This is a genomic window from Paenibacillus agaridevorans, from assembly GCF_018604145.1.
In the GTDB taxonomy this organism is placed as follows: domain Bacteria; phylum Bacillota; class Bacilli; order Paenibacillales; family Paenibacillaceae; genus Pristimantibacillus; species Pristimantibacillus agaridevorans.
In genome coordinates this window covers 2,298,635-2,311,678 of record NZ_CP075889.1, presented here as the reverse complement: position 1 = coordinate 2,311,678, position 13,044 = coordinate 2,298,635, and the positions used below count along the sequence as shown (strand labels likewise).

The window sequence follows — 13,044 nt, the reverse complement described above, 5'->3', positions numbered from 1 at the left end:
AACAGAAACAAAGGAGGCCAGGGCAAAATGATCCAATATTCTTTTGATCATAATCTGCAAGCATCAGATGTAGCGGAAGTTTTCCGATTGTCGGGTATGAAACGGCCATTTGCGGACTTGGAACGGATTCAGAGGATGATTGACAATGCTCATGTCATTGTATCGGCTTGGGAGAAGGGGAAAATGATCGGCATTGCACGAGCGATAACCGATTTCTCGTACTGCTGTTATTTATCCGACCTTGCGGTAATCCAGCAGCATCAACAGGTGGGCGTGGGCAAGCAACTCGTTCAGCATGTTCATGATCGAATCGGAGACGAATGTTGTCTTCTCCTTTTAGCGGCACCAGGAGCGATGGACTATTATCCGAAGATTGGATTCGAGAAGGCCGAGAACGCTTATCTCATCAAACGCAAACAATAGATAAGGCTAACCAACTTCAACTGCCAACACGATGAGCATCACAAAATACAAATTGAAACGAGAAAGAAGGAGATCACGCCATGACTGTCAAAAAACAAAGCAGCCAAGAGCAGGTTGCCGCCTTTCTAAGCGAATTACAGCATCCGCTCAAAGCTGAAATCGAAGAAGTTCGGAGAATTGTGTTGGAGGCTGTACCCGAGCTCACGGAGCATATCAAATGGAATGCGCCAAGCTTCTGTTATGCAGCCGAGGACCGAATTACATTCCAATTGCAAGGGAAGGGCTTCTTTAGGCTTGTCTTCCATACAGGGGCTAAAGCTCAGACACGTACGCAATCAGGTAAACTAATCGAGGATCATACTGGTTTGCTCGACTGGGCGGCAGATGACCGTGCAATTGTTAAGCTTACTGATCTAAAGGATGTCATGGCGAAAAAAGATAAATTAATCGACGTAATAACCAAATGGATTGAAGCGACAAAGCAGTCGTAAGCAATTCGTAATGCGGCCAAACGGATCACATCGTTTACGCGAGGGGCATTAAATGAGAACTTTAGATACTTCTCGACTCCTTTTCAAGAATCGAGTATTTTGATACAATGACCATGTTATTTGTAAGTAGACGCCTTTTGAGATACTGTTACAGCAGTATCAAGCTAAAAGGCGTCTTTCTTATCTCACTCGCTATTAGAGCAAGCAGTTACAAGGCTGGAGGGGAAAACGATAATGAGGGTATTATCGCGCTTAAGAAATCTATCCATTTTACACAAGCTTATCCTAACCTTTATTCTAATCACATTACCTTTATTTGGGATAAGTCTCCGCATGAATGAACTAGGCAAAAAGGAAGTGCAAATGCAGCTGTCGAACACGATGAGGTCACAGATTCACTATTATTTCTTATCCCTCCAAAATGAAATCCAGCAAATTTTCAAAAACCAACAAGAGATTATTAACGATGAGCAATTGCAAAATTTAGTCGGTATGGAATCGATATTATCCGATTACGAAAAAGCGCAAGCCATTAATCACTTGCAAAACAAGTTAAAGAGCTTCAAGGAATCCAACGTAAATATTAAAGATGTTAGCCTTTATCTGCATTCTATGAACGATGTGATCACTACAGCGAATTTTAGATTAAGTAATGTAACGAAGGAAAGTATGGAGGAGATATCAGAAGCGATCTACCTTAAAGGTTTTCCGCTGACTTACTTAAACGATCGTTTGTACGTCAATTTAAATTTTCCAAGTTACCCAATTTCCGAGCAATCTAATGAAAGCGCATCATTTATTTTTCAAATGGAATTATCTATTGATGCGCTTAGAACAGCACTTAATAATTTTCATCCAATTGGTGAAACCGTGTTGTTTGGAGATACATGGTCTATTGGTAGTGAAAAGGATTTAACGCTTTTTAATCAAATCAGTAGCCAACTCCATTACGATCGACTTTCGGAAAGTGTACCGTCGAGTATTTCAATATCCGGGGTAAAATATCTCATCTTCTATGAAAGGTCTCTAGAACTCGACACTGGGCTTCTGTTTTACATTCCTGAGGACACGGTTTTGGGTACGTTAAAATCCTACCAAAACTGGTTTTGGCTGCTGATCATCAGTTCTCTGATCATCGTTATTTTGTTTTCTTATTTTATTTATATGCTCATTCATCAACCGCTGAGACGATTGGTGGAACAATTCAAGAGAGTGGAAGCCGGGAGATTCGATGTTTACACAGCTTATACCAATCAGGATGAATTCGGTTATTTGTTTAGACAGTTTGACAAGATGGTGCACAATTTAAAGGTATTAATTGACGATCTTTACGTACAGAAAATTAGGCTTCAACATGCCGAATTGCAGCAGTTGCAAGCGCAAATTAATCCGCATTTTCTCTATAACAGTTTTTTTATACTGCATCGTTTAATTCTGAATTACGATATCGATTCTGCAAAAGTTGTTTCCAAAAACTTAGGAGGTTATTTCCAATACATAACACGAAATGCCAAGGAAGAAGTTTCTCTATTAGCTGAGGTGAATCATGCACGTTCCTATGTAGAAATTCAGAATGTCCGTTTTTCCAATCGAATCATCGCTGTATTTGAAGAATTGCCGGATCGTTTTCATGAAGTTCAGATTCCGCGGTTAATTTTGCAGCCGATCATCGAGAATGCCTACCAGCATGGACTTGGAGAGATCTTAGAGCGAGGTAATCTGATCATCCGGTTTGGATCAACTGACAAGCAGCTGTTGATAATTGTTGAAGATAGCGGCCCGGGTATAAATGAGTTAGCAGCCAAAGATCTACTGCGCAAATTAAATCAAGTCGAAAATGGGGGAGAAAGTACCGGTCTTATCAATGTTCACCGTCGGCTTCAGCTTAAGTATGGAGAAGGCTCAGGAATTTCAATCGAGCAGAGCAGCTTGGGAGGCTTACTAGTGCAAATGAGTATACCCTTTATTGGTAAGTGAACAAGTAGTCACTTTTTGCTAAAAAAACATTCCGAAGAAGACAATCAGCATCAATGAAAGTAGAAATAAGCTTGTATTTTCGAATAACGCTCCTATTTATAATTAAAGAAGCAAGCGAGTTCATAGATTGAAAGCGGTTTCCCCATTTTAATCTTGAGGAGGAGCGAATGATGTTAGGAGATGAAGGCGCCAAAAACAAACTGAAAGAGTTAGAGGAGGGTCCAAGCAAAGAGGCTGGGGGGGAGATGACCAGAAGAAAATTATTAGCTTCGATGGCGATTACCGGAGCGGCGATAGTGGCAGGGAACTTATTGCCGTCACGAGCATACGCGGCGGAGGGAAAAGGAAAGGGAAAGGGGAAAGGAAACACTGCAAATAGCTGTGATCCGGACGAGCTTTGCGACAGAGTAACCGTTATCGAGAACGAACTCGGAGATCAGGTACAGCTAGTTGACTTTGGAGCTGACGGAACTGTAACAGCTGATACTGCGGCTCTAGCTGCTCTTACCGGTTATGTCAATGGATTTCCCAATGGAACCCAGCCGCTCGGCATTGTCGACGGCATTCCGGTTCGTGTTGGGATCAATCGCGCCTCTGCACCGTTGAAGTATACCTTTAGCGAAGGTGTGCGATTTACTAGACCGGTGGAGATCGTAGGAAGCGCGTCGAAAGTGCTGAATTATACGGGTACCGGCATCATGTTAGCTATGGGACCGGATGATGGACGCAACAGCGGCAATTTATTTAACGACGACCACTATTCTCTAGATGGTCTCCACTTTACTGGTGGAAAAAACATGACGGCCGGAATTAGCTTTGCTCCTTTTACCGGTCTGTTGGCACGAATCAAGGATTGCGTGTTTAACCAATTTGGCAATTCCTCTAGTTGGGCGATTGTGTTTGAAGCTCAAAACTGGTGGCCGGAAATTAAGGGCTGTCGTTGGGAAACATTGGACGATCAGGCTATGAACTTCGTTAAGTCGATTGATGACGGACGCAGCGGCGCTTATAGGGGCTCTGGAAATTCACGATTGAGCTTCGTTGATAACAAATGCAAATGGCACGGCGCATTACTTGGCGGAACCGGCATATACACAAATGCTGTGAAAACTTTAATCAGCCGCTGCGATTTTGAAAATGCTGGCGTAGGCGTTCAGTTTGGCTACCCTTCATTAATGTCGGAGATCGTGAATTGTTATTTTGAGCAGCCGCTTGGAGGAACCTCAGTTCGCTTGGGAGACCAAACGTCGCAGGGGAACAATAGCATCAATTTGATCAACATCAAAGATATTTATGTTAATTTGCATGGTAATGGGAAATTTTTGGATACCGCGAACGCTAACGTTACCGCTGGGTTGCAAATCGATAACGTGACCCTCATTTTGGGAGGGGAACAAAATCCAGTACTTCATTTAAATGATCTTCCGGGACAATCGGTCAGAGTGCGCAACCTGACAGCCTCATATCAACCGCTTTTGCCGGTAACGGCCAACCCTATTCATGTAATCGATGTGGATGGTGTACTTAATAGGTCGGTTGTAAACGGAGCATTAGCGGTCTCCCAATTGGGTAACAGCTATACCATCCCGGCAAACAATCTCCAACAATTGGCCGATATGTGGTATGCCAAAACGGATTTCTCAGCATGTTCGGCTTCTCGTGTACAACTGAACAATGCCGATTTTATGCGCACCAGAAAATCACAATATGCGCTGAGATTTACGCCAGGCGGTATCGGAACTTACAAGTCGGTTTATTTTATGGTTCCGGCATTAAGTGAAATGGCCGGCCATGTTAGCACGGTCCAATTGTTTGCCCGAGCTTCTACTAATGCGAATCTGCGTGTCGTTGCCCAAGCCGCCTATTCGGGGTCAGCCATCGTGCCAGCGGAAATCAAAGCGGAGAACGTTGCTTTGACTTCCAGCTTTCAAGAGTTTACTTTCCCATTCTGGCTCGGCAACCATGCTTCATTAACAAAGGATTCTTGGTTTATGTTGGAGCTCCGGATGCCTGATTCTCCGGCATGGTATGAATTTACGGGAGTTCGAATTAACCATGGCGACTTCGGTTTATGTGCGAGTAATGACTATAGGACGGAGGGCGAGACGCTGGAAAACGTTCAGCATTATTTCGAGCGACGAACATTCGCATTATCCGGTTCAGGTCAGAGCAGCGTTACGGTAGATATGGCTCCCAAAGCCAAGGCGCTTGCCTCGGCTGTCATGACTTTTACTAATCCAGTGCGGAGTCCGCTCGCTGGTGTTGAAGTGCAAGGGGGCGCGGAATTTAGCTTTGGAACTTCCATTACTAACTTAAACGCCATTGTGGACTTCGACACAAAAGCTTTCCAATTCTAATTTACGCCGAGGAGGGAATTCGATGCACCCAACTACAGTAACAGGTTTTATATTAATACTCATTGTTGCACTATTGTTATTTGGCCCGAGCAAGCTTCCGGAGTTAGGTAAAGCAGTTGGACGTACGCTTAGGGAATTCAAGAACGGGGCAAAAGAATTAATGCCGGATACAGAGTCTATAAAACGGGAGATCGTGCTGGATCATGAGTCTCAGCCAAACGAAATGGAAAAGCAGTCTGTTAAGCAACTATAAATGGATTGAATCGCTGAGCGGGGGGCAACGGTGATGGACAAAGAAATGAAGCTTTCCCTTCATTTGGCAGAGCTTCGAAAACGGCTCATTCTGATCTTAGTTGTTCTTACTGTAACTATGGTAGGAGGTATAATGATCTCATCCGGAATTCTAAACTATCTACGAACTTTGGAACCGGCAAATGAGATTTCCTGGAATGTCTTTTCTCCCTGGGATAGCCTTCGGCTTTATTTGCAAATTGCTTTGATTTTTTCGGTCGGGATTTCCATGCCCATTATCCTCTTTCAGTTGTGGGCGTTCGTCCGACCGGGTTTAAGTGTTGAGGAAAGGGGCGCAGCATTTAGATATATCCCGCTGGCGACGTTATTATTTCTGTCAGGTCTGTTGTTTGCCTATTTTGTTGTATTCCAATCGGCGTTTCATTTTGCGGGAGAGCTAAACAATCGAATGGACTTATCGGAAACTTACGGCGCAGCCCAATATTTTTCGTTTATGTTCAATATCTTGCTTCCCGTCTCGTTGATTTTCGAGCTCCCGCCGTTATTAATGTTCCTGACGAAGCTGCGAATTCTAGAACCGGATTTGCTGCGAAAGTTTCGCCGGCATGCCTACTTTGGACTGGTAGTCGTTTCAACATTTATCGCTCCTCCGGATTTTATATCCAATATTTTTATTGCGGTCCCGCTTATTATTCTATATGAATTAAGCGTTCTACTTTCGGTGCATATCCGCCGAAAACAGATTGAGCGAGATCATGCTTTTAATTAGATAGCAAGTTTGATATGAAATAAACAAGGGTCTATCAACCGGCGTGAAAAATGTCGGAGATAGATCCTTTTCCCATAAGTTAAAGCTTTGGCTCGACCAAAAATTGAATCCAAATCTCAATTGAAAGTGAGGAATAGAGATGTACAGACTCTTACTGGTTGACGATGAGCCGATAATCGTTAACAGCATGTATCAATTATTCCGCGAGGCCGTCCATCTAGATATTGAAATCTACAGAGCCTATACCGTCTATGAAGCATTGGATTTTCTCCAACATCATCGGATCGATTTGGTATTGTCCGACATTCGTATGCCGGGATTAAGTGGTATTGAATTGCAAAAAATCATAATCGATAAATGGCCAATGTGTAAAATTATCTTTTTGACGGGTTTTAATGACTTTGACTACGCCAAGCAAGCCATTCGCAATGGCGGAGTGACCGATTATTTGCTTAAGCATGAGGATGATGACATGATTTTGCAATCTGTAGAGAAGGCTATTGCGCAGATCGCAAAGCAGGCCTTGTCTGACAGCTTTGCCCTGCAGTCCAAGACGAAGCTGCAATTAGCGCTCTCTGCAGCGCAGAAGAACGTGTTGTTTGATTTGATAAACGGAAATAAGCCTTTACCGAAGTTTTTAGATCAGAAGTTTGGACAGTTGGAGATGCCGCTTAAAGTGGATCAACAAGTCTATCAAATTATAGGACGAATAGATAGCTGGGACCAGGTTGAGGTTGAGGGCGAGAAGGACCGCGAACTTCTTGCCTTTGCCGTGCAGAATATTGTAAATGAGTATTTGGGTTCAGCGGCTGTATGCGTCTCCGTCGTGTTCGAGCATTACAAGTATCTCTGGTTGATGCAACCGACGGATTGTCATTTAGACCATTCGGACAAAGAAATGGAACAGCAATGGAAACTTTTGACCGCAAGGGTGCAAGGCATATTAGAGGATGCGCAATTTGCTTGCAAGAATGTGATTAACGTATCCGTCTCATTTGCCGTTAGCTATGAACCTGTGACGTGGGAAGAATTCGGTAACCAATTTCATTATTTGAAAATGCTGCTCGGACATGGTCACGACGGCAAAAACGAACTTTTGATTCAAGAAGGGAATAGGCTGGGCGGATTGGATATCGATAAAAGTCGGCGATATTTTGCGGACTCGCAGCAACTCAGGAAGCAGCTGGGGCAATTGGAGGAGTATCTGGAAAGCGGACAAGCCGAAGAATTTATGGAGCTTTACGGCCAAGTTATGAGAAGGGATCCCTCTCATAGTCAGGCCGATTTGCTTGAGCTATTTTATTCCGTTTCCCTTTATTTGCTGTCTTTCTCTAACCGTACGGGATTGCTGCATATCCTTTCTTCGAAGATGAACATTGGCAAGATGACGCAATATGACGCTCACGAGACATGGGATGGCATTATCCGATATTTTATGGAATTTGCGCAATTATTGTTCGATAACAGGCAAAGCAGCCCGGAGATGGGCATGCAAAGAACGATTCAAATTATTCAGCAGTACGTTCAGAGTCACCTCAATCAAGAATTGACCTTAACGAATCTTGCGGAGCTCGTTAATCATAGTCCAGCTTACCTGTCCAGATTGTATAAGAAGGAGACTGAAGTGACGTTATTCGATTACATTACGGGATGTCGTATGGCTAAGGCAAAGGAGTTGCTATCCAAAACCGCGATGAAAATCCATAAGATTGCTGGAGAAGTTGGTTATGAATCACCTCCACAATTTACCCGCTCATTTAAGAAATGGTTTAAGGTGACGCCGCAAGAGTATCGGGATACCTTTCAGATTCTCGATCAGTCATGAGGATAACAGCAGTCAATGAAAGTAAAAGAAAGCCTGTATTTTGCCGGCTCTTCGTTCTCTATAATTGGTTGTAGCAATAAGTAAAGAGATAAAAAATAGACTATGGAGGGTGTTAAGCGTATGGGAGTAAAGAAAATTAAAGGAACAGCAATCGTATTATTAGCTTTTGTGCTAGTGATGGTTACGGCTTGTAGCAGTAACAAATTGGAAGTGGAGAGTACGGAGTCTTCGGCTCCTTCTGAAGCTGCCACGACTCAACTGGATGGTCAACAAGCAGGCGATGAACAATTTGATCCATTAGGTAAGTTTGATCCTCCTATTGAAGTTACGACGGTACGCGCGGCTAATATTTTGAAATTCGACGAAGGGGAAACCTACGAAAAAAATGGTTGGATGGATTTCTACGAGAGTGAGTTTGGAATAAAGGTGAAGTTGTTATGGGCTTCAGACCAGTTTGATCAAAAGATGAACACGACGATGGTATCTGGGAAACTGCCGGATATTATGCCGCTCGGCGGCAATCAATATAAACGCTTGGCAGAAATGGATCAACTGGAAGATTTGACGGAAGCGCTTGAGAAATACGGCTCCGAGGATTTGAAAAGGGTTTACGAAGGTGGAGGTAAAATCGGACTTGACTCCGTTACCAAAGATGGGAAAATCTTGGCGCTTCCTTGGTTGGGGGGATATACAGGTTCAGCACCTTTGTTATGGATTCGAACGGATTGGATGGAAAAGTTGAATTTGTCTGAACCTCAATCGATGGATGATGTTCTTAAAATTGCGGAAGCATTCGTCAACCAGGACCCGGATGGAAATGACCAGAAGGATACTTATGGATTGGTTGTGAACAAGGATTTGTATACCGATCTGTTCGGAATAGATGGTTTCTTTAACAGTTATCATGCTTATCCAAAAATCTGGGTCAAAAATGAGGCTGGGGAAATTGTGTATGGCAGCATTCAACCGCAAATGAAAACAGCATTGGCAAAACTGCAAGAGCTGTATAAAAACGGAACGCTCGACAAAGAGTTTGTTGTTAAAGATGCGGATAAAGTAGGGCAAATGGTTAACGCAGGTAAATTAGGGATAACTTACTCCGTAGACTGGCTGCCGCTCTACTTACAATCAGGTAAAAATCAGGATCCTAACATGGAATGGAAGCCGTATCCACTTCTGTCTATCGATGAAACACCAGCTAAACCAAAAGCAGGTTACCCGATTAATGCCTATTATTCTGTACGAAAAGGATTTGAACATCCTGAGGCCTTGGTGAAGATGATGAATGCAAGCTTGGTATTATGGAGTAAAAAATATCCGGATAGAAATCTTTCTCCGATACTTGAATCCAATAATGGTGTTGAAAAGTGGGTTTATAGACTTGTTCATAATCAAATTCCAACACAAAATCTGGATGCTTTTAAAAATGTTAATGCAGCTATAGACAATAATGACGAATCGTTATTGAATCCTAATTCGGGCGAACCGGACGTTTATAGAAATATGAAAGCCTACCTGGACGGCGATATCAAAGGGTGGGGGTATTATATGGATTTCGGACCGGAAGGTTCTCAATCGATCTTAACGGAGTACGACAAAAACAATGCTTTTAATATAACAGAATTTATCGGTGTACCTACGCCAAAAATGGTAGAGCAAGGCGACACATTGGCGAAGTTGGAGCTAAGCGTCTTTACGAAAATTATTATGGGTGAAGCCTCTATAGATTCATTTGATGAATTCGTTGCAAATTGGAAAAAGTTAGGCGGAGATGAAATTACCCGAGAAGTTCAAGCTGCGAAGTAATAGCCGCAGAGAAAGAGCTTTTCTAAAAGATTGGAAGGTGTGGAATGAACCATTCCACCCTTCCCATCTTAACTTGAATGAGGTGGTGTAGACATTTTGCCTAAGACAAACTCGTGGAGACGACTGCGTGAACTTCCTTTGCATTTCATGCTGCTACCCGGTGTTATAGTCCTGTTTATTTATAACTATGTCCCAATGGTGGGCATCTCCATCGCATTTCAAAATTTTTACCCATCGAATGGGTTGTTTGGATCCGATTGGATTGGGCTTACGAACTTTCGTTATGTGTTGCAGATGCCGGATATTATGCAGGTGTTATGGAATACGATGTACATCGCATCAATGAAAATTGTTGCTGGTTTGGTAGTTCCGCTAGTTATTGCGCTGTTATTAAATGAACTGAAAAAGGAATTTATAAAAAGAGGGATCCAGACCTTAATTTATTTGCCTCATTTTCTGTCATGGATCTTATTAGGCGGTATTTTAATTGATATTTTGTCCCCGTCCCAAGGAATTATCGCACAGATACTGAAAGCGGTAGGCATCGATCCTATATTCTTTTTGGGATCTACTAAATGGTTTCCATATGTGATGGTCATATCGGATGTTTGGAAAGAATTTGGTTTTGGTACAATCATCTTTCTGGCTGCCATAACTGGAATCAATCCGACGCTCTATGAGGCAGCTATTATGGATGGAGCTTCTCATTGGCGTCAAACCTGGCATGTTACCCTCCCTGGCATGATGCCAATCATTGTATTGATGGTCACATTAAGTTTAGGCAATGTGTTAAATGCGGGCTTTGATCAAATTTTCAACCTGTATAGTCCTGCAGTCTATGAAAGTGGAGATATATTAGATACAGTAGTCTATCGTATGGGATTAATCGATGCACAATTTGGAGTAGCTACAGCGATTGGATTACTAAAATCGGTTGTATCTACCGTACTTATCTCGATTTCATATTATATGGCTTATCGTTTGGCGAATTATCGAATTTTTTAAAGAAGGGTGATTACTTTGAAGCATCATCGTTCGATGGGACGAAAGGTTTTTATACTGGGTAATTATACCTTTCTTATTTTCCTTTCTTTATTATGTTTGTTTCCGCTAATCCATGTGCTCGCGATTTCTTTTAGTTCCAGTTCTGCTGCCGGGGTCGGCTTAGTGAAACTGTGGCCGGTCGATTTTCAATTGTCTTCCTATCGGTACATTTTACAAAAGCAGGAGTTTATCCAATCTTTTGTTGTCACACTCCAACGGGTTGTGCTTGGATTTTCAATTAATATGCTGATGACTATTTTATGTGCTTATCCACTATCAAAGGAAACGAGCACATTTAAATACCGGACCCACTATGCGTGGTACTTCATCATAACAATATTATTTGGTGGCGGCCTTATTCCTTGGTATATAACGGTTAGTGAAACTGGGTTAATTGATACGATTTGGGGACTTGTTATTCCCGGTGCGGTGCCTGTGTTTAATGTGATTTTGATGCTTAACTTTTTCCGCGGGCTACCCAAAGAGATTGAAGAATCTGCATTTATGGATGGAGCCGGACATTGGAAGGTTCTCTGGCTGATGTATATTCCGCTGTCACTCCCTTCTATGGCTACAGTGTCGTTATTTACACTCGTAGGTCATTGGAACGCTTGGTTTGATGGCTTGATCTTGATGAATTTTCCGGATAAATATCCGTTGTCTACTTATCTACAGTTAATGGTGATCAACAGTGATCCTATGAAGATGAGTGCGGGAGATATTTATAAGTTTGCGGAAATATCGGATCGAACCACGCGAGCAGCACAAATTTTCTTGGGTGCGCTGCCGATCTTGCTCGTGTATCCGTTCCTGCAAAAGTATTTTGTTAAGGGGATTGTGTTAGGAAGTATTAAAGGTTGATGCCATATCTTATTTAAGCTAAGGGGTGATGGGTTCTATGCAAAATACATTACAAGTTGCATTTGGAAAAGTGAAAATTACGCCGGAGGAATATACTCCATTGCAAGGCTATGATGTAACTACGAATATTGCAAATCCAGCACAAGATATACTCGACGATTTGTATGCAAAGATTCTCATACTGGACGATGGTGTAGAGCGCAGCGTTATCGTAAGTGTAGATTGTTGTTTAGCAAATGAAGTGCCGTTTTTGGCTGTAAAACCGTTTACGGACAATGTTGGCTATAATTTTATTTCCAGTACATTTCCGGAGGGAACGAAAGCCTCTTGGGGGGAAGCAGCAGATGTTGCGGCTGACAAGGTGACTGTACATGCAAGCCATACGCATACTGCGCCAGCTTATATCGGGCAGAAATATACGTCGAGAATTGCAGCGGAAATCAAGGAAATGTCGAGCAGATTGCGGCCTGCAGTTGTGAAAGTCGCCTCAGGGGAGTCTGTCGTGTCAGTCAATCGCAGGCCGAATCTCCGTCATAATGACGAGTTGGCCATTGATCGTTCGCTTCTAGTGGTTTTGTTCGAGACGGAGCAAGGAGAGTCTTTAGGGGCGCTTGTTAATTGTGCCGTCCATCCGACGTTAGTGTCGAATACATCTGCTAGAATATCCGCAGAATTTGTAGGACTGGCGATGAGTGAACTCGAAGAACGTTTTGGCGACGGGTTTGTTTCTATGTTTATCCAAGGCTTTAGCGGAGATGTCGGCCCGATTAATCAGTTTTGGGCAGAAACAACCGATACGTATCCGAAAGTAAAGGAAATGAGCCGTCATTTTTGTGAGAATATTTTAAATCTGCTTCCGAATGTAAGAGTCATCGAGGGAGTACCTATTCGAAGTGTGCATAGGCAGGTCTCATTACCGACGAAAGAGCGTTACTATCAGCCTTCTATAGAGGCAAATATGCATGCTTTGATGATTGGAGATGTATTGCTGTTTGCTACCTCATTGGAGTCGTTTAGCGGTTATGCCGAACAAATCAGAAGAAATTCGCCGGCCAGGTTTACTCTTGTTTCCGGTGTGTCAAATGGTTATGCGGGTTATCTCCCAACAGTCGAAGCCATCCGTGATGGATTGGGTGGTTATGAGATCGAGACGACTCCTTATTCGGAGGAAGCATGCGAGATATTTGGTTCAGAAGCGTCAAGGCTGATCAATGAGTTGTACCAATCATGAATGTCATG

At 42.8% G+C, this 13,044-nt stretch carries 11 protein-coding genes; all 11 read left to right on the top strand.

Annotated features, from left to right (window positions below; translation table 11 throughout):
• The first annotated feature begins 27 nt into the window (after positions 1–27).
• The 11 genes from KJW29_RS09390 (at position 28) to KJW29_RS09340 (ending at position 13,036) form a co-directional block, all read left to right on the top strand.
• Entirely contained in the window at positions 28–423 is a 396-nt protein-coding gene (locus KJW29_RS09390; protein ID WP_187100411.1) for a GNAT family N-acetyltransferase, read from the top strand.
• A gap of 80 nt (positions 424–503) precedes the next feature.
• On the top strand, positions 504–914 hold the full coding sequence (locus KJW29_RS09385) for a DUF1801 domain-containing protein (protein WP_214629585.1): 411 nt from the start codon (positions 504–506) through the stop codon (positions 912–914).
• Between the two features lie 333 nt (positions 915–1,247).
• Positions 1,248–2,891, top strand: coding sequence for a sensor histidine kinase (locus KJW29_RS09380; RefSeq protein ID WP_214629584.1), 1,644 nt, complete (start codon positions 1,248–1,250; stop codon positions 2,889–2,891).
• A 167-nt stretch (positions 2,892–3,058) separates the two neighbouring features.
• A complete protein-coding gene (locus tag KJW29_RS09375; protein WP_214629583.1) occupies positions 3,059–5,248 on the top strand; it encodes a hypothetical protein in 2,190 nt (729 codons plus the stop codon).
• 22 nt (positions 5,249–5,270) lie between these two features.
• Positions 5,271–5,501, top strand: coding sequence for a twin-arginine translocase TatA/TatE family subunit (gene tatA, locus KJW29_RS09370; protein WP_214629582.1), 231 nt, complete (start codon positions 5,271–5,273; stop codon positions 5,499–5,501).
• A 33-nt stretch (positions 5,502–5,534) separates the two neighbouring features.
• Positions 5,535–6,269: a twin-arginine translocase subunit TatC gene (gene tatC / locus KJW29_RS09365; protein WP_214629581.1), complete on the top strand. Its 735-nt coding sequence runs from the start codon at positions 5,535–5,537 to the stop codon at positions 6,267–6,269.
• A gap of 139 nt (positions 6,270–6,408) precedes the next feature.
• Positions 6,409–8,094, top strand: a complete 1,686-nt coding sequence (locus tag KJW29_RS09360) for a helix-turn-helix domain-containing protein (protein WP_214629580.1) — start codon at positions 6,409–6,411, stop codon at positions 8,092–8,094.
• Between the two features lie 120 nt (positions 8,095–8,214).
• Positions 8,215–9,900 (top strand): extracellular solute-binding protein, encoded by a 1,686-nt coding sequence (locus KJW29_RS09355; RefSeq protein WP_214629579.1) that lies wholly within the window; start codon positions 8,215–8,217, stop codon positions 9,898–9,900.
• A 147-nt stretch (positions 9,901–10,047) separates the two neighbouring features.
• A complete protein-coding gene (locus tag KJW29_RS09350; RefSeq protein ID WP_214631062.1) occupies positions 10,048–10,905 on the top strand; it encodes an ABC transporter permease in 858 nt (285 codons plus the stop codon).
• 33 nt (positions 10,906–10,938) lie between these two features.
• Positions 10,939–11,805 carry a carbohydrate ABC transporter permease gene (locus tag KJW29_RS09345; RefSeq protein WP_214631061.1) on the top strand — a complete coding sequence of 289 codons (867 nt, stop codon included), beginning with the start codon at positions 10,939–10,941 and terminating at the stop codon, positions 11,803–11,805.
• Positions 11,806–11,842: 37 nt separating this feature from the next.
• The gene (locus tag KJW29_RS09340; RefSeq protein ID WP_214629578.1) at positions 11,843–13,036 is read left to right on the top strand and encodes a hypothetical protein; all 1,194 of its coding nucleotides are present in this window, start codon (positions 11,843–11,845) and stop codon (positions 13,034–13,036) included.
• The last annotated feature ends 8 nt before the right edge of the window (positions 13,037–13,044 follow it).

What these genes read in the sequence shown, in the direction of transcription:
- KJW29_RS09360 (WP_214629580.1), top strand. Translation starts at nt 6,409, where the DNA reads ATGTACAGACTCTTACTGGTTGACGATGAGCCGATAATCGTTAACAGC.
- KJW29_RS09340 (WP_214629578.1), top strand. Translation starts at nt 11,843, where the DNA reads ATGCAAAATACATTACAAGTTGCATTTGGAAAAGTGAAAATTACGCCG.
- tatC (WP_214629581.1), top strand. Translation starts at nt 5,535, where the DNA reads ATGGACAAAGAAATGAAGCTTTCCCTTCATTTGGCAGAGCTTCGAAAA.
- KJW29_RS09345 (WP_214631061.1), top strand. Translation starts at nt 10,939, where the DNA reads ATGGGACGAAAGGTTTTTATACTGGGTAATTATACCTTTCTTATTTTC.
- KJW29_RS09390 (WP_187100411.1), top strand. Translation starts at nt 28, where the DNA reads ATGATCCAATATTCTTTTGATCATAATCTGCAAGCATCAGATGTAGCG.
- KJW29_RS09375 (WP_214629583.1), top strand. Translation starts at nt 3,059, where the DNA reads ATGATGTTAGGAGATGAAGGCGCCAAAAACAAACTGAAAGAGTTAGAG.
- KJW29_RS09380 (WP_214629584.1), top strand. Translation starts at nt 1,248, where the DNA reads ATGAATGAACTAGGCAAAAAGGAAGTGCAAATGCAGCTGTCGAACACG.
- tatA (WP_214629582.1), top strand. Translation starts at nt 5,271, where the DNA reads ATGCACCCAACTACAGTAACAGGTTTTATATTAATACTCATTGTTGCA.
- KJW29_RS09350 (WP_214631062.1), top strand. Translation starts at nt 10,048, where the DNA reads ATGCTGCTACCCGGTGTTATAGTCCTGTTTATTTATAACTATGTCCCA.
- KJW29_RS09355 (WP_214629579.1), top strand. Translation starts at nt 8,215, where the DNA reads ATGGGAGTAAAGAAAATTAAAGGAACAGCAATCGTATTATTAGCTTTT.
- KJW29_RS09385 (WP_214629585.1), top strand. Translation starts at nt 504, where the DNA reads ATGACTGTCAAAAAACAAAGCAGCCAAGAGCAGGTTGCCGCCTTTCTA.